Consider the following 15,820-nt stretch of genomic DNA (forward strand, 5'->3'; position numbering starts at 1 on the left):
CGGGGGGGGGGCCCAACCCCGGGGGGGCGCGCGGCCCGGTTGGGTCACCGTGGGGCCGCCCGGGGGGGGGGGGGGGGGGGTAAAGCGGGGCGGGGGGGGGGGGGGGGGGGGGCCATTCCCCGCCCCCCCCGCCCCCGCCCGTACCCGTCCCGAACTGGTCATACATCACACCCGCGCCCGGCAGATGATCACACCCATCGGGTTAACATATGAGCGCCGCCTAGCTCGAAAGATGGATCTGTGACTGTCAACGAGGACTCGTTCACCAACTGGAAGACCCGCGAGGAGATCGCGGAATCGATGATTCCCGTCATCGGCAGGCTTCAGCGGCAACGGGACGTCACCGTGCTGCTGCACAGCCGCTCGCTGGTGAACAAGTCGGTGGTCGGGATTCTCAAGACCCACCGCTTCGCCCGGCAGATCGCGGGCGAGGAGTTGTCGGTCACCGAGACGATGCCGTTCCTCCAGGCGCTCACGACGCTCGACCTCGGCCCCTCGCAGATCGACATCGGCATGCTCGCCGCGACGTACAAGAGCGACGACCGGGGCCTGAGCGTCGCCGAGTTCACCGCGCGGGCCGTCGAGGGCGCGACCGGCGAGCGGAAGATCGAGCGCGGCGCCCCGCGCGACGTCGTCCTCTACGGCTTCGGGCGGATCGGGCGGCTCCTCGCCCGGCTGCTCATCGAGAAGGCCGGCTCGGGCAACGGCCTGCGCCTGCGCGCCGTCGTGGTCCGCAAGGCCGCCGGTCAGGACCTGGTCAAACGCGCCTCGCTGCTGCGCCGCGACTCCGTGCACGGCCAGTTCCAGGGCACGATCATCGTGGACGAGGAGAACGACACCCTCGTCGCGAACGGCAACGCGATCCGGTTCATCTACTCCGACGACCCGGCGACCGTGGACTACACCGCGTACGGCATCAACGACGCGATCCTCGTGGACAACACGGGCCGCTGGCGCGACCGCGCGGGCCTCTCGCAGCACCTGCGCCCGGGTGTCGCGAAGGTCGTCCTCACCGCGCCGGGCAAGGGCGACGTGCCGAACATCGTGCACGGCGTGAACCACGAGTCGATCAAGCCGGACGAGCGGATCATCTCCTGCGCCTCCTGCACGACGAACGCCATCGTGCCGCCGCTCAAGGCGATGGCCGACGAGTTCGGCGTCGAGCGCGGCCACGTCGAGACGGTGCACTCCTTCACCAACGACCAGAACCTGCTGGACAATTACCACAAGTCCGACCGTCGCGGCAGGTCCGCGCCGCTCAACATGGTCCTCACCGAGACGGGTGCCGCCTCCGCCGTCGCGAAGGCCCTGCCCGACCTCAGGGCGAAGATCAGCGGCAGCTCGATCCGGGTCCCCGTCCCCGACGTCTCGATCGCGATCCTCAACCTCCGGCTGAGCCGCGAGACGAGCCGCGAGGAGGTCCTCACCCACCTGCGCGAGGTCTCCCTCACCTCGCCGCTGCGCCGCCAGATCGACTTCACCACGTCGGCCGACGCCGTCTCCAGCGACTTCGTCGGCTCGCGCCACGCCTCGATCGTCGACGCCGGGGCGACCAAGGTCGACGGCGACAACGCGATCCTCTACCTCTGGTACGACAACGAGTTCGGCTACTCGTGCCAGGTCGTACGCGTCGTCCAGCACGTCTCGGGTGTCGAGTACCCGACCTTCCCGGCACCGCTCGGCTGAGCCCGAGCGCCACGGCGCGCGGCGCCAGGGCTCCGGGGGCCGCCGGCGGGTCTACCACCGGCGGCCCCGCGCCGTGTGCGGCCACGGGGCCCGGCGCCGGGCGTACGGGCCGGGACCCGCTCCGCTCAGCGGGCGTCCTCCAGAAGCGAGGTCAGGACGGCGGCGGGCAGGGCGCCCGCGAGCGGGGGCCGCCCCTCGACGACGAAGGCGGGCACCCCACCCACGCCGAGCCGCGCGGCGCGCTCCTCGTCCGCGCGGACGTCCTGCGCGTACGCGCCACCGGCGAGCACCCCGGCGGCGGGCCCGGCGTCGAGGCCGGCCTCCTCCGCGAGCGCGAGAAGCGTCGCGTGGTCGCCGACCGAGGCGCCCTCGGCGGTGTACGCGCGCATCAGGCGTTCCTGGAACGGCTCGGCGAGCCCGACGGAGGCGGCGTGGTGGACGAGGCGGTGCGCGTCGAAGGTGTTGCAGGGCCGAGCGCGGTCGAGGTGGTACACGAGTCCCTCGGCCTCGGCCTGCGCGGTGACCCCGGCGAGCAGCCGCTCGGCCTCATGGGGCGGGATGCCCTGACGGCGCAGCATGCGCTCGGGGATGGTCTCGTCCGTGAGGCGGAGGGCGGCGGGGTCGAGTTCGAAGCTCCGCCAGCGCACCCGCACCCGCTCCTTGGCGTCGAAGGCGCCGAGCGCGCGCTCGAAGCGGCGCTTCCCGATGTAGCACCAGGGACAGACGACGTCCGTCCAGATGTCGACAGTGATCTCGTTCACGCGGAGGACGGTAGAGCCGCAGGCTGTCCCCGGGTAAGCACAGACCCAGGGGTAAGCCCCACCCCTCGGCGTAGGTGTCCTGACGGAAGGACGGAGACACCGAGGGGGTGTGACACACCTCACCGAGGGCCGCGTCTCAGCCCGTCGGCGTCCCCGCGTCGTGGCGCCGCCGCGCCGTCACGATGTCCGGCGTGCGCGCGGCGATCCGGTCCAGGAGGCTCTGCACGGGGTGGGCGAGTTCCGCGCCGAGCGGGGTGAGGGTGTAGCTGACCCTGGGCGGCACGGCCGGCTCCACCTCGCGGTGGACGAGGCCGTCCCTGACGAGGAGGCGCAGGTTCTGCGAGAGCATCTTCTCGCTGATGCCCCCGATGCGGTCGCGCAGCTCGTGGAAGCGCAACGGTCCCGCACGCAGCGAGGTGAGGACGAGCACGCCCCAGCGGCTCGTCACGTGGTCGAGGACCGTACGCCCCGGGCAGTCGCCGCGAAAGACGTCAGCGTCTCCCCCGCCGGGAAGCGGCCCCCCGCCGGAGGACGGGAGCGCGCCGGAGGACGGGAGCGCGCCGGAGGACGGGAGCGCGCCCGGCCGCGGGGCCGGGACCGCGTTCACCGGTCCGCTGCGAGATCGAGGGCCGGGCCCTGCGTCGGCTCGCCGCCCGGTCGCGCGGCGGGGCCGGTCGCCGCGGCGGACTCCCAGTGCCGGACCAGCGGCAGCGAGACCGCGCGCCACCACGGCTCGGCGGGCAGTTCACCCGCGGGCTCGAAGGGCTGGCCCGGGCGCGGGAAGGCGACGCGGGAGCCGGAGGCGTCGCCGAGGTCCTTCGTCCACTCGGCGGGCTCGGCCCACGGGTGCGGGGCGAGATTGAAGGTGCCCCAGTGGATCGGCAGGAGGACTCCGCCGCCGAGGTCCTCGTGGGCGCGCAGCGCCTCGGCGGGGGTCATGTGGATGTCGGGCCAGTGCTCGCTGTAGGCGCCGAGCTGGATCATCGTCACGTCGAAGGGACCGTGCTCGCGGCCGATCTCGGCGAAGCCGGGGAAGTAGCCGGTGTCCCCGCTGTGGAAGACGCGGTGCTCGGACCCCGCGACGACCCAGGAGGCCCACAGCGTGTGCTGCGTGTTGCGCAGCCCGCGGCCGCAGAAGTGCCGGGCGGGCGTCGCGGTCAGCCGTACCCCCGCCAGTTCCGTCGACTCGTGCCAGTCCAGCTCCCGTACGAGCGCGTCGGGCACGCCCCAGCGCTCCAGGTGGGCGCCGATGCCGAGCGGGACGACGAAGGTGGTGCCGCTCGCCGCGAGCGTGCGGATCGAGGGCAGGTCGAGGTGGTCGTAGTGGTCGTGCGAGATGACCACCGCGTCGACACGGTCGAGCGCGGTGAGCGGGAACGGGGCGGGGTGCAGGCGCTTGGGCCCGGCGAAGGAGAAGGGGGAGCAGCGCTCGCCCCACACCGGGTCGAAGAGGATACGGGCGCCGTCGATCTCGGTGAGCACCGAGGAGTGCCCGGTCCAGGTGACGCGCAGGCCGCCGCGCGAAGGCCGCGCGAGGTCGGCCAGCGTCGTGGGGTGCACGGGGAGGACGCCTGCGGGGGCGCGCCGGGCGCGTTCCTCGGAGCGGAGGTACGTGCGCAGCAGTTCCTTGCGGTCCGGCGTGGGGGCGCCCCCCGCCGTCTCGCCCGCGGGGCCCTCCGGGTTGGTGAAGACGCCCTTGGCCGGGTCGAAGTGCGGGGAGCGGCGGATGCGGGCCATGCGGGCGCCGCGAGGGTCGGCCCCGAAAGCAGGCGGAGTGGGGAGGCGGCGGGTGGGGGGCACGGGTGTCTCCTCGGGTACGGAAGTTCCGGGGCGGTACGTGTCAATACTCGGCCGGTCCGCCTGCTCGGCGCTCGCCGGGGTGGGCCTTGCGGGGGCTCCGCCCCCGGACCCCCGCTCCTCAAACGCCGGAGGGGCCGGTTTTGGTTCCGGCGGAGGGGCTGGTTCTGGTTCCCTCTACAGCGGCAGCAGGTCCGGGCGCTTCGCGTGGGCGTGATCGCCCGAGGACTCGCCGCGCAGGCGGCGGCCGATCCAGGGGACGAGGTACTCGCGCGCCCAGGCGATGTCGTCGCGGCGCTCCTCGAAGGTGCCGCGCGGGCGCAGCGGGGGCCAGGGCTGCTCGGGGTCGGCGGGGACGTCGAGGCCGAGGAGCTGGGCGGCGCGCAGGGCGACGCGGGTGTGGCCCTCGGGGCCGAGGTGGAGGCGGTCGTTGTCCCAGGCGCGGCGGTCGCGGACCGAGCGCAGGGCCCACAGGTCCAGGACGAGGCAGCCGTGGCGGTCGGCGACGGCGCGTACGTGCGCGTTGTACGTGGCGATCTTGCCGCGCAGGTGGCGCAGGACCGGCGTGTCGCGCGTGTCGAAGCCGGTCGCGATCATGACGGTGCCCGCCGCGCCGGAGAGCGTGGCGACCGCCTTCTCGAAGCGCTCGGCGAGGGCGTCCGGGTCGGTGCCGGGGCGCAGTACGTCGTTGCCGCCCGCGACGAGGGAGACGAGGTCGGGGGCGAGTGCCGCGGCGCGGGGGACCTGGTCCTCGGCGATCTGGTGGAGGAGCTTGCCGCGCACGGCGAGGTTGGCGTAGCGGAAGGCGGAGCGCTCGGGGAGGCGGTCGGCGAGCTGGACGGCGAGGCGGTCGGCCCAGCCGGTGAGGAGCCCGTCGGGCCCGGGGTCGCCGACGCCCTCCGTGAAGCTGTCGCCCACGGCCACGTAGGACGTCACGGTGCCCCCGGCGGGGAGGGCCTTGCTGCTGGGGATGATCCTCGCTTCTCGTGCCACCTCGGCATCCTTCACCTTTACGCCAGACTTACGCCACCGTAGGGAGGGGGTGACGCGGAGTGAGAAAGGCCACCGGTCAAGAAAGCCCCAACCCCGGAATAAACGAGACCCCTTGGCGGTCGTGTCCCGAAACGGCCGTGGCGGCCCGCCCCTTGCGGGGAACGGGCCGCCACGGTTCTCGGAGGTACGGCGCTCAGGCGTTGACGCCGTGCTGCGCGAGGAAGGTGATCGGGTTGACGTCGCTCCCGTACGCGGGGCCCGTGCGGACCTCGAAGTGCAGGTGCGGCCCGGTCACGTTGCCGGTCGCGCCGGAGAGGGCGATCTGCTGGCCCTCGGTGACGCTCTGCCCGGCCGAGACCTTGAAGGCCGAGAGGTGGGCGTACTGGCTGTAGTGGCCGTCCGCGTGCTTGATGACGATCTGGTTGCCGTAGGCGCCGCCCCAGCCCGCGGTGACGACCGTGCCGGCCGCGACGGACTTGACCGGGGTGCCGGTGTTGACCGGGAAGTCGGCGCCGGTGTGGCCGTGCGACCACAGGCTGCCGTTGCGGCCGTAGCCGCTGCCCTTGACGCCGTCGACGGGCGCGGTCCAGCCGGTGCCCGTGGCGGCCTTCTTGGCGGCGGGGGCCGGGGTCGCGGCCTTCTTCACGACGAGCTTCGAACCGGGCTTGATGATGCCGGGGTTGGCGCCGATGGTGCCCTTGTTCTGCTCGTAGAGCTTCTTCCAGCCGCCGGAGACCTTCTCCTTCTTGGCGATCTTGATGAGCGTGTCACCGGCCTTGACGGTGTACGTCGAGTCCTTCGCGGGGCTCGCGGCGTGGGCGCCGCCGATGGCGGTGAGCGGGAGCGCCACGACGGCGGCACCGGTGGTGCCGAGCAGCGCGAGGCGACGGGTGAACGAGCGGCGGTTGGCCGTGGCGGACATGCGGATTCCTTCTCCGTCGCCTGCGGGGTGAGCTGTCGGGTTCGGGCTGGAGCTGCCCGGCCACCGGCGCGGTGCGCGCGGCGACTTCACCCCGAGCCGTCCCGGAGGGACCGGGCACGGCGTGGTGCGTGTGGGTCCCCCGCTCCTGCCGGTACGGGTGTGAGTGAGCGTGAGAGTCCGGGGCGGCGGCAGGATTCGGCGTTCCGGCCGGACTGCTGGTGACCGTAAAGGCATCTCGACACGCCGGACAAGCAGCCTTTTTGCGTCAGGAATCACATTTCGTGATCCATTCCGAAGATTTCCGTCACTCTCCGTGGAAACCGCTCGATACGGGCAGAACCGGACGTACGTCGTGTGCAGCGAAAACGGTCCGCCCGGCCCCGGGCCTGCCTCCGGCACCGTCCGTCACCGCTATGACGCTGCTCACCTCGGGGTTCTCCCGTGCTCCGGTACCTTGCCCGGCCTCGCGGTCCGTGCCAGTCTCGGCCTCGCGCCACCGTCGGCGAGCCGCGCCGGCGGTCCACCGGAAGGAGTCCCGTGACGCAGCCGCCCCCGGGGATCGCGCCCGAGCCCGTCGTCGTCGCTTCGGCAGGGCCGGAAGAGCCCGCGCTGAGCGCGGTCCGCAACTTCCGCGACGTGGGCGGACTGCCCACGCGCGACGGCCGCCGTACCCGTACCGGCGTGCTCTTCCGCAGCGGCCACCTCGCGCACGCCACCGAGGCCGACGCCGCCTACCTCGCCGCGCTCGGCCTCCACTCCGTCTTCGACTTCCGCAACGCCGCCGACCGGGCCCTCGAAGGCCCCGACGTCGACCTGCCCGGCGTGCGCAATGTGCACCTGCCGCTCAACGACCCGGCGGACGGCGCGGAGTTCTGGCGGATCGTGCGGGACGGGGAGGTGGAGCAGCTGCGGGCCGCGCTCGGCGAGGGGCGCGCCGAGGCCCGTATGGAGGCCAGTTACCGGCAGCTGATCAAGGAGCGCACCGCCGAGCACGGGCGGCTGCTGCGGGCGATCGCCGAGGACAGCGTGCCCGCGTTGCTGCACTGCGCGGCGGGCAAGGACCGGGCGGGCACCTCCATCGCGCTCGTGCTGCTCGCCGTGGGCGTGGAGGAGGAGGCGATCGAGGAGGACTACCTCAAGTCGAACGCGCGCCACCGCCGCTACCGCGTCTCGCGCGGTAAGGACGCGACCCCGCCCACGGCCCCCGAGATCGCCGAACTCCTCGACCCGCTCTTCGCCGCGCGGGCGAGCTACCTGCGGGCCGCGCTGGAGACGATCGACACGCACTGGGGTGGCCGGGAGCGGTACTTCGGGGAGGTCCTGGGGATGGACGGGGCGCTGCGCGAGCGGTTGAGGGACCGGCTCGTGGAGTGACCCCCCTGCGGGGGCGCCGCCCCCACACCCCCGCTCCCAATCGCCGGAGGGGCTGACATGGTGCGGGTGGAGGGGCTGATTTCCGCTACTGGTTCTTCGCTCCCAGCACGAAGAGCAGGTAGAGGAAGGCGGCGACGCCGTGCGCGGCGACGACGTAGACGAAGACACGGACCCACAACCCGGTCGGGATCTTGTCCTCGACGAAGCGGCGGATGGTCCCGTTCTCCTCCGGCGCGACCCGCCCGCCGCTCTCCCCCGGTGCGACCTGCCCGCCGTCCTTCTCCGGCCTGATCCCGCTGTCGTGCTCGGGCATTACGCGCCTCCTGGGTGGACGTCGCCGAGGCAGAGCGCGCCGAGCGGGCTCTGCAAGAGCGTGTGGACGAAGAGCAGCACCGCGCCGTCCGGGTCCGCGGCGGCGATGCGGTGCGGGGTGAGCGAGTCGAAGTGGGCGCTGTCGCCGGGAGCGAGCAGGTGCGCGCTGTCACCGAGGCGCAGTCGCAGGCGCCCGGTCAGGACGTGCAGCCACTCCTCCCCCGGGTGCACGCGCACGATGTCGCCCTGGCTGCCGTACGGGACCCGTACGCGCAGGGCCTGCATCGCGCGCCCCGGGCCGCCGGCCTGCCAGTACGTCCAGCCGCCCGCCTCGGTGGGTTCCATCGCGCCGGCGCGGACGACCGAGCCCGGTCCGGCGGGGGTCTCGCCGAGGAGTTCGGAGACCGTCGTACCGTAGGTACGGGCCAGGGCGAGGAGCATCGGCAGGCTCGGCTGCCTGCGGCCCGTCTCCAGCCTGGAGAGGTGGGCCGGGGAGAGGCTCGCGGCCTTCGCGGCGGCCTCCAGCGTGAGGCCCGCGCGGCGGCGCAGTTCCCGCAGGTGCGGGGCGACGGCGACGGCAAGTTCTTCGGGAGGGCCGCCTTCGGGCGGGCCGCTCCCGGGCTCGGTGCTCATGCCCTCAATTCAGCCACCGCCGTGCCTCTCGGGCAAATTTATTGCCCGAGAGGCAAAATCGCGGCGGGCTCAGCGGTGGGCGACCGCCTGCTTCACGATGTTCTTCGCGAAGTCGCCCATGAGGCCGCCGTTGTGCGCGTCGTCCATGACCGCCGTGAAGGCGTCGACGAAGCGGTCGGCGTCCTTCTCGTCGATGACGAGCGGCGGGATGAGCTTGATGACCTCGAGGTGGTCCCCGGAGACCTGGGTGAGGATGCGGTGCTTCTGGAGCAGCGGCACCACCACCATCTGCGCGAACAGGCCCTTGCGCGCGGCCTGGAGCATCGCCCAGCGGCTGCGCAGCTTGAGCGAGTCGGGGCGGCCGAACTCGATGCCGATCATGAGGCCGCGCCCGCGGACGTCGGCGAGCATCTCGTACTTCGGGATCAGGTCCGTCAGCCGCTGCTTGAGGTAGCCGCCCGTGCGGCGCGCGTTCGCGACGATGTTCTCGTCCTCCATGACGTGCAGCACCGCGAGCCCCGCGGCCATCGCCTGCGCGTTGGCGCCGAAGCTCGCCGAGTGGACGAGGACGCGGTCCATCGAGGAGTAGACCTTCTTGAAGATCCACTCCTTGCCGAGCGTCGCGCTCACCGGCACGTAGCCGCCCGAGAGCGACTTCGCGACGCACACGAGGTCCGGCTCGACGCCCTCCTCGTGCTGGTAGGCGTAGAAGTCCCCGGTGCGCCCGAGCCCCGTCTGCACCTCGTCGGCGATGAGCAGCGCCTTGTGCTTGCGCAGCAGGTCCTGTGCGGCCTTGAGGTAGCCGGGCGGCGTCTCGGTGACGCCCTTGCCCTGGATCGGCTCGACGATGAGCCCGGCCACGTCGCCCTTGCGCAGCTCCCGCTCCAGCGCGGAGAGGTCCCCGACGGGGAGCGCGGTGTCGGGGAGCAGCGGCGCGAAGCCGTCGCGGAAGCCCTTCTCGCCGTTCACCGAGAGGGAGCCCGTGGTGAGGCCGTGGAAGGCGTGGTCGTAGTAGAGGACCCGCTTCCGCCCGGTCGCGAAGCGCGCGAACTTGAGCGCCGTCTCCACGGCCTCGGTGCCGCTGTTGCCGAAGAAGACCCGGTCCAGGTGCGGGCTGTGGGAGAGCAGCTTCTCGGCGAGCAGTCCGGGCAGCGGCTGGCAGTCGAAGCGCGTGAGGTCGGCGAGCTGGGCGTCGAGCACGTCGTGGAGCGCCTGGCGGACGACCGGGTGGTGGCGGCCGAGCCCCATGACGCCGAAGCCCGCGAGCATGTCGAGGTAGTCCTGCCCCTGGTCGTCCCAGAAGTGGGCGCCCTCGCCGCGCTCGTAGTACTTGTCGAAGCCGATCGTGTGGAGCATGCGCGGCAGTTGGTGGTTGAGGTGCTTGGTGTGCAGCTCGTAGCGCTCGCGGCCGCGCGCGGCGAGCAGTGCGTTGAGATCGAAACCCTTGCCCTGCGTGCCCTCGCCCCCGGGAGCCGCTGCGTCCGTCGTGCCGGTGGTCATCCTTGCGTCTTCTCCTTACGGGCCAGGTGGGCCCCGATGCTCCCGGCGATCTCCACCGGGGTGAGGCCGAGGTCGGCGAGCAGTTCCCCTCGCTTGGCGTGCGGCAGGAACTGCTCGGGGATGCCGAAGTGGCGTACGGGAACGTCGACCTCGGCGTCGGCGAGGGCCACAGAGACGGCGGCGCCGACCCCGGAGGTACGGCTGTTGTCCTCGACGACCGCGACCACCCGGTGCCGCGCGGCGAGCGGGGCGAGGGCGGGGTCGACGGGCTTGACCCAGCGCGGGTCCACGACGGTCGAGCGGATGCCGCGCTCGCGCAGGAGGGCGGCGGCGGCGAGGCACACGGGCGCCATGACACCGACCGAGACGAAGAGGACGTCGGCCTCCTCCTCTTCCCCGGCGTCCTCCGCGAGCACGTCGAGCCCGCCCTCGCGGCGCAGCGCGGGCAGGTCCGCGCCCACCGTCTCCTTGGGGAAGCGCACGAGGGTCGGCGCGTCGTCCACGGCGACCGCCTCGCGCAACTGGGCGCGCAGCTCGCTCGCGTCGCGCGGCGCCGCGATGCGCAGCCCCGGCACCACCTGGAGCACCGACATGTCCCACATGCCGTTGTGCGAGGCGCCGTCGGTCCCGGTGACCCCGGCCCGGTCCAGGACGAAGGTGACCCCGCACCTGTGCAGGGCGACGTCCATGAGGAGCTGGTCGAAGGCGCGGTTGAGGAAGGTCGCGTACACGGCGACGACGGGGTGCAGTCCGCCGGTCGCGAGCCCGGCGGCCGAGACGGCCGCGTGCTGCTCCGCGATCCCGACGTCCCAGATCCGCTCGGGGAAGCGCGCGGCGAAGGGCGTGAGGCCGACGGGGTCGAGCATCGCGGCGGTGAGCGCGACGACGTCGTGCCGCTCCTCGGCGATTCGTACCAGCTCCTCGCCGAAGACCGCCGTCCAGGAGGGCCCGGCGGCGGGCGTGAGCGCCTCGGCGGTGAGCGGGTCGATCGCGCCCACGGTGTGGAAGCGGTCCGCCTCGTTGGCGAGGGCGGGCTCGTAGCCGCGGCCCTTCTCGGTGATGACGTGCACGATGACGGGGCCGCCGAAGCGCTTGGCGGTCGCGAACGCCGACTCCAGGGCCGCGATGTCGTGGCCGTCGACGGGGCCGACGTATTTGAGGCCGAGGTCCTCGAAGAGGCCCTGCGGGGCGAAGGCGTCCTTGAAGCCCTTCTTCGCGCCGTGCAGCGACTCGTAGAGCGGCTTGCCGACGACGGGGGTGCGGTCGAGCACCTCCTTGCCCCAGGCGAGGACCTTCTCGTAGCCGTCGGTGGTGCGCAGCGCGGCGAGGTGGTGGGCGAGGCCGCCGATGGTCGGGGCGTAGGAGCGCTCGTTGTCGTTGACGACGAGGACGAGGGGGCGGTCCTTGGCGGCGGCGATGTTGTTGAGCGCCTCCCAGGCCATGCCCCCGGTGAGCGCCCCGTCCCCGGTGACGGCCACGACGTGGGTGTCCTCGCCGCGCAGGTCGCGCGCCTTGGCGAGGCCGTCGGCCCAGCCGAGCACGGTCGAGGCGTGGCTGTTCTCGATGACGTCGTGCGGGGACTCGGCGCGCGAGGGATAGCCGGAGAGGCCGCCCTTGGAGCGCAGCTTGGAGAAGTCCTGCCGCCCGGTGAGGAGCTTGTGCACGTACGCCTGGTGCCCGGTGTCCCACAGGACGCGGTCGTGCGGCGAGTCGAAGACCCGGTGCAGGGCGATGGTCAGCTCGACGACCCCGAGGTTGGGGCCGAGGTGGCCGCCGGTCCTGGCGACCGCCTGGATCAGGAACTCCCGGATCTCCGCGGCCAGTTCGGGCAGCCGGTCGCTGCCAAGGGCCTTGAGGTCGCGCGGCCCCCGGATGCTTTCGAGCAATGTCACGTTCGGGCCCTCTCTCTTCGGACGTCCGGCCCGGTCGGGTCGGCGGGATACGTGAGCGGGGCCACGCCGCGCATCGGAGCGGCAGGCACGGGGCCCCGGCCTCGCAGGGGTGCGAGGCCGGGGCCGCGTGGGGGCCGGTCGGGACGGGCGCGGCCCGTCACGGTCAGGAGCGGTTGCCCGCGATCGTCTCGCGGGCGGCGCGCAGCGAGGCCTGGAGGGAGCCCATGGTGGCCATGACGGCGGTCGGTTCGTAACCGCAGTGCGCCATGCAGTTGTCGCAGCGCTCGTCCTTGCCGCGCCCGTACTTGTCCCAGTCGGTCTCCTCGATGAGCTGCCGGTACGTGGGCACGTAGCCGTCGCTCATGAGGTAGCAGGGGCGCTGCCAGCCGAAGAGGGAGTAGTTGGGGATCGCCCAGGCGGTGCAGTCGAAGTCCTGCTTGCCTTCCAGGAAGTCGAGGAAGAGCGGCGAGTGGTTGAGGCGCCACCGCTGCCTGTTGCCGCCGGCGAACGCCTTCTTGAACAGCTCGCGGGTCTGCGTCACGCCGAGGAAGTGCTCCTGGTCGGGGGCCTTCTCGTAGGCGTAGGCGGGCGAGATCATCATCTCGTCGACCTGGAGTTCGTCATTGAGGAAGTCGAGCACCTCGATGACGGTCTGCGGGGTGTCGGTGTTGAAGAAGGTCGAGTTGGTGGTGACCCGGAAGCCGCGGCGCTTGGCCTCCTTGATCGCCGCGACCGCCTCGTCGAAGACGCCTTCCTTGGCGACCGACTCGTCGTGCCGCTCCTTGAGGCCGTCGATGTGCACGGCGAAGGCGAAGTAGGGCGAAGGGGTGAACTTCTCGATCTTCTTGCGGAGCAGCATGGCGTTGGTGCAGAGGAAGACGTACTTCCGCTTGGCCACCAACTGGCGCACGATCTCGTCGATCTGCGGGTGCATGAGGGGCTCACCACCCGCGATGGAGACCATCGGGGCGCCGGACTCCAGGACAGCGCCGACGGCCTGGGCGACCGGCATGCGCTGCTTGAGGACTCCCGCAGGGTGCTGGATCTTGCCGCAGCCCTCGCACTTCAGGTTGCACGCGAAGAGCGGTTCAAGCTCGACGATGAGCGGGAACTTCTCCCGCTTGCGGAGCTTCTGTTCCATCAGATACGTCCCGATCCTGATGGTCTGGCGAAGCGGCATGGCCATCTGGCTCACCTCCTGGGGAGCAGAAAAGTACGGTGCCATTCAGAGAAAGCAGGCAGGACGGCACGGAGTACGCGGAAGGCAGATATTCCCCCGCTGACCGTGCCGATACGGACGAGTTCGTGTTCCGGTGCGTCCACCACCACCCGGACGGCGGCCACCGGACGGGTGGCGGTGGTGGACTGCGCGCGGGCCGTGCGCAGGGTCGCGGCGGACTCCATGTCCACCGCGACGGCGCCCGTCTCGCGCAGCGTCGCCCGCTCGGGGCCGCGCACCACGTGGTCCGATCCGGCGAGCACCCCGGTGTGCACGGTGCGGCCGGGGATCGTACGGGCGAGCGCGGCGGCGAGCGCGGCGGTGGCGGAACACGAGGTCGAGCCGGCCGCGTCCTCGGTGCGTTCGGCGACCACGAGGTCGCCGGGATGCATCCCGGGGACGAGCCCGGCGCAGAACCCGGTGGCGAGGACGGCGGTCGTGGGGGGTACGGCCCGCAGCGCACGCGCGAGGGCGCGCTCGGCGGCCTTCGGCCCCATGCCCGTGCGCAGCACGGACACCGCGCCGCCGGCCTGCCGCAGGGTGCGGCCCCCGCCGCTGCGCAGCGCGAAGTGCTCGATGCCGAGCGCGCAGGCGACGAGCAGCGGTGCTGAGCCGGGATCGGTCCCGGTTCCGGGGGCCTGTTCCATCAGTTCTCCCCCGGCCCGGTGCCGTTGAGATAACGGCCGAGCGCCGTCACGGGGAACACCTGCCGGTACAGGTGGTAGTTGATGGTGAAGTCCCAGGGGAAGCCGGTCCCGGTGAACCAGGGTTCGTCCCAGGTCCCGTCCTCGGTCTGGGTCTCGACGAGGTACGCGATACCGCGGCGCACCTGTTCCGAGTCCCGCTCACCGGCCGCGAGCAGCGCGAGCAGCGCCCAGGCGGTCTGCGAGGCGGTGGAGTGGCCGCGGCCGTGCCAGGCGCTGTCCCGGTACGAGCGCAGGTCCTCGCCCCAGCCGCCGTCCTCGTTCTGCACCTGGCCGAGCCAGGTGACGGAGCGGCGGATCGCCGGGTGCGAGGCGGGGAGGCCGGCCGCGACGAGCGCGGGGACGACGGCCCCGGTCCCGTACACGTAGTTGACGCCCCAGCGGCCGAACCAGGAGCCGTTCGCCTCCTGGTTCTTCAGCAGCCACTCGATGCCGCGCCGGGTGCGGGGGTGGTGGGCGAGGCCCTCCTCGGCGAGCATCTCGACGACGTGCGCGGTGACGTCGGCCGAGGGCGGGTCGATGACCTCGCCGAAGTCGCTGAACGGCAGCCGGTTGGGGAACGGGCTGGTGTTGTCGGCGTCGAAGGCGCCCCAGGCCCCGTTCTTCGACTGCATCCCCGCGTTCCAGTCGACGGCGCGGCGTACGGCCTTGTCGACCCGCGTCGCGTCGGGGTGGGCGACGCGGCGCAGCGCGAGGACCACCTCGGCGGTGTCGTCGATGTCGGGGTAGTTGTCGTTGTGGAACTCGAAGGCCCAGCCCCCGGGCGGCAGGTCGGGGCGGCGCACGACCCAGTCGCCCGGGCGCACGATCTGCTCGGCGAGCATCCAGTCGGCGGCCTTGATCATCTGCGGGTGGTCGGCCGGGACGCCCGCGTCGGCGAGCGCGACGGTGGCCAGGCAGGTGTCCCAGACCGGGGACTGGCACGCCTCGATCATGCGGGCGCCGTCCTCGCGCCGGACCGCGAAGCGGTCGAGCGATTCGAGCCCGGCGCGCAGCACGGGGTGGTCGAGGTCGTAGCCGAGCAGGTGCAGGGCGATGATCGAGTACACGGCGGGGGGCTGGATGCCGCCCCAGCAGCCGTCGTTCTCCTGGCGCTCGACGATCCAGGTGGCGGCGGCGCGCATCGCGGCCTCGCGCACGCGGCGCGGGGCGACCTTGCGGTAGCCGTGGAGCATCTTGTCGAGCTTGTGGAAGACGTTGTCCCAGCTGGCCACCGGCGGTGCCGGCTGGGCCGGGTTGGGGTCGGCCGGGTCGGTGTGCAGCTCTTCGAGCGCGAAGGGCGCGGGCCGCACCGGACGCTGGGCGCACACGACGGTGAGCGGCACGATCGTCTGGCGGGCCCAGCAGCCGAAGTCGTAGATGTTGAGCGGGGCCCACTTGGGGAAGAACATCAGCTCCGGAGGCATCTCCGGCAGGTCCTCCCACTTCCACCAGCCGAAGAGGGCGAGCCAGATCCGCGTGAAGACCCGGGCGCGGGCGACCCCGCCCTGGGCGCGGACGAAGGCGGACGCCTTGCGCATGTGCGGCGCCTCGGGGCTGTCCCCGGCGAGGCGCAGCGCGACGTACCCCTCGATGGTGGCCGACAGGTCCCCGGGCCCGCCGTAGAAGGTGTTCCAGGTGCCGTCCTCCTGCTGCTCCCCCCGGATGAAGAGCGCGGCGGCCTGGGTCGTTGCCTCGTCCCTGATGCCGAGGAACTGCCGCAGCAGGAGGTCCTCGGCGTCCATGGTGACGTTGGTGGCGAGGTCGCCCTTCCACCAGCCCTCGTCGCTCTGCCGGTCGAGGAGGAAATCCACGGCTCGCCGGGTGGCGCGGGCGGTGGCCTCGTGGGCTTCACTCGCCTCGGGGCTGAGGTGCAAAGGAGCACTGGCCGTGGTAGCCGGGGGCGTCGCCGCCCCGGTGCTTCCATCGGTCGTCGCTGTCATGGCTTCCCCTTCGTGCAGTCTCGATCATCTGCTGTGGGTCCGCCGTCGGCCGGGGCCGCGGCCCGCCCGGTGTCCGCCGGCAGGGGGCGGGGACGTCGGGCGGGC

The 15,820-nt window shown here is 72.5% G+C and carries 14 protein-coding genes and 1 riboswitch; of the genes, 2 read left to right on the forward strand and 12 right to left on the reverse strand.

What is annotated here, in order from left to right:
• Positions 1–240: 240 nt before the first annotated feature.
• Positions 241–1,686 (forward strand): glyceraldehyde-3-phosphate dehydrogenase, encoded by a 1,446-nt coding sequence (locus ACIP4O_RS23415; RefSeq protein ID WP_401577179.1) that lies wholly within the window; start codon positions 241–243, stop codon positions 1,684–1,686.
• A gap of 125 nt (positions 1,687–1,811) precedes the next feature.
• Here the strand turns inward: ACIP4O_RS23415 and ACIP4O_RS23420 are convergent, their stop codons facing one another.
• The 5 genes from ACIP4O_RS23420 to ACIP4O_RS23440 all read right to left on the reverse strand — a co-directional run bounded on the left by ACIP4O_RS23420 (position 1,812) and on the right by ACIP4O_RS23440 (position 6,159).
• The gene (locus ACIP4O_RS23420; RefSeq protein ID WP_401577181.1) at positions 1,812–2,447 is read right to left on the reverse strand and encodes a DsbA family oxidoreductase; all 636 of its coding nucleotides are present in this window, start codon (positions 2,445–2,447) and stop codon (positions 1,812–1,814) included.
• A 136-nt stretch (positions 2,448–2,583) separates the two neighbouring features.
• Positions 2,584–2,895 (reverse strand): winged helix-turn-helix transcriptional regulator, encoded by a 312-nt coding sequence (locus ACIP4O_RS23425; protein WP_401577183.1) that lies wholly within the window; start codon positions 2,893–2,895, stop codon positions 2,584–2,586.
• A 155-nt stretch (positions 2,896–3,050) separates the two neighbouring features.
• Complete coding sequence (locus ACIP4O_RS23430; protein WP_401577304.1) at positions 3,051–4,184, reverse strand: MBL fold metallo-hydrolase; 1,134 nt, start codon at positions 4,182–4,184, stop codon at positions 3,051–3,053.
• A gap of 237 nt (positions 4,185–4,421) precedes the next feature.
• Entirely contained in the window at positions 4,422–5,237 is an 816-nt protein-coding gene (locus ACIP4O_RS23435) for an SGNH/GDSL hydrolase family protein (protein WP_401577185.1), read from the reverse strand.
• A 193-nt stretch (positions 5,238–5,430) separates the two neighbouring features.
• Positions 5,431–6,159 carry a LysM peptidoglycan-binding domain-containing M23 family metallopeptidase gene (locus ACIP4O_RS23440; protein ID WP_361321103.1) on the reverse strand — a complete coding sequence of 243 codons (729 nt, stop codon included), beginning with the start codon at positions 6,157–6,159 and terminating at the stop codon, positions 5,431–5,433.
• Between the two features lie 2 nt (positions 6,160–6,161).
• Positions 6,162–6,339, reverse strand: a riboswitch (cyclic di-AMP (ydaO/yuaA leader).
• A gap of 357 nt (positions 6,340–6,696) precedes the next feature.
• Here ACIP4O_RS23440 and ACIP4O_RS23445 point away from each other — a divergent pair.
• Complete coding sequence (locus ACIP4O_RS23445) at positions 6,697–7,533, forward strand: tyrosine-protein phosphatase (RefSeq protein ID WP_401577187.1); 837 nt, start codon at positions 6,697–6,699, stop codon at positions 7,531–7,533.
• An 85-nt stretch (positions 7,534–7,618) separates the two neighbouring features.
• On the opposite strand, the gene ACIP4O_RS23450 is transcribed toward ACIP4O_RS23445, so the two are convergent.
• The 7 genes from ACIP4O_RS23450 to shc all read right to left on the reverse strand — a co-directional run bounded on the left by ACIP4O_RS23450 (position 7,619) and on the right by shc (position 15,715).
• Positions 7,619–7,846: a DUF6126 family protein gene (locus ACIP4O_RS23450; protein ID WP_401577189.1), complete on the reverse strand. Its 228-nt coding sequence runs from the start codon at positions 7,844–7,846 to the stop codon at positions 7,619–7,621.
• A complete protein-coding gene (locus tag ACIP4O_RS23455; RefSeq protein WP_361321107.1) occupies positions 7,846–8,478 on the reverse strand; it encodes an XRE family transcriptional regulator in 633 nt (210 codons plus the stop codon). Before ACIP4O_RS23455 ends, ACIP4O_RS23450 begins: the two co-directional genes overlap by 1 nt.
• 69 nt (positions 8,479–8,547) lie before the next feature.
• Positions 8,548–9,978: an aspartate aminotransferase family protein gene (locus ACIP4O_RS23460; protein ID WP_401577191.1), complete on the reverse strand. Its 1,431-nt coding sequence runs from the start codon at positions 9,976–9,978 to the stop codon at positions 8,548–8,550.
• Positions 9,975–11,870, reverse strand: a complete 1,896-nt coding sequence (gene dxs / locus ACIP4O_RS23465; protein ID WP_401577193.1) for a 1-deoxy-D-xylulose-5-phosphate synthase — start codon at positions 11,868–11,870, stop codon at positions 9,975–9,977. Before dxs ends, ACIP4O_RS23460 begins: the two co-directional genes overlap by 4 nt.
• A gap of 163 nt (positions 11,871–12,033) precedes the next feature.
• Positions 12,034–13,056, reverse strand: a complete 1,023-nt coding sequence (hpnH, locus tag ACIP4O_RS23470; protein ID WP_007819823.1) for an adenosyl-hopene transferase HpnH — start codon at positions 13,054–13,056, stop codon at positions 12,034–12,036.
• Positions 13,057–13,061: 5 nt separating this feature from the next.
• Complete coding sequence (locus ACIP4O_RS23475) at positions 13,062–13,736, reverse strand: 1-hydroxy-2-methyl-2-butenyl 4-diphosphate reductase (protein ID WP_401577194.1); 675 nt, start codon at positions 13,734–13,736, stop codon at positions 13,062–13,064.
• Positions 13,736–15,715, reverse strand: a complete 1,980-nt coding sequence (gene shc / locus ACIP4O_RS23480; protein ID WP_401577195.1) for a squalene--hopene cyclase — start codon at positions 15,713–15,715, stop codon at positions 13,736–13,738. Before shc ends, ACIP4O_RS23475 begins: the two co-directional genes overlap by 1 nt.
• Between the last annotated feature and the right edge of the window lie 105 nt (positions 15,716–15,820).

The organism is Streptomyces sp. NPDC088923, assembly GCF_044749745.1.
In the GTDB taxonomy this organism is placed as follows: Bacteria; Actinomycetota; Actinomycetes; order Streptomycetales; family Streptomycetaceae; genus Streptomyces.

Bases quoted from the DNA above. Each gene is read 5' to 3' on its own strand.
- ACIP4O_RS23460 (WP_401577191.1), bottom strand. From the start codon at position 9,978: ATGACCACCGGCACGACGGACGCAGCGGCTCCCGGGGGCGAGGGCACG.
- ACIP4O_RS23475 (WP_401577194.1), bottom strand. From the start codon at position 13,736: ATGGAACAGGCCCCCGGAACCGGGACCGATCCCGGCTCAGCACCGCTG.
- ACIP4O_RS23440 (WP_361321103.1), bottom strand. From the start codon at position 6,159: ATGTCCGCCACGGCCAACCGCCGCTCGTTCACCCGTCGCCTCGCGCTG.
- ACIP4O_RS23455 (WP_361321107.1), bottom strand. From the start codon at position 8,478: ATGAGCACCGAGCCCGGGAGCGGCCCGCCCGAAGGCGGCCCTCCCGAA.
- ACIP4O_RS23450 (WP_401577189.1), bottom strand. From the start codon at position 7,846: ATGCCCGAGCACGACAGCGGGATCAGGCCGGAGAAGGACGGCGGGCAG.
- ACIP4O_RS23430 (WP_401577304.1), bottom strand. From the start codon at position 4,184: ATGGCCCGCATCCGCCGCTCCCCGCACTTCGACCCGGCCAAGGGCGTC.
- shc (WP_401577195.1), bottom strand. From the start codon at position 15,715: ATGACAGCGACGACCGATGGAAGCACCGGGGCGGCGACGCCCCCGGCT.
- hpnH (WP_007819823.1), bottom strand. From the start codon at position 13,056: ATGGCCATGCCGCTTCGCCAGACCATCAGGATCGGGACGTATCTGATG.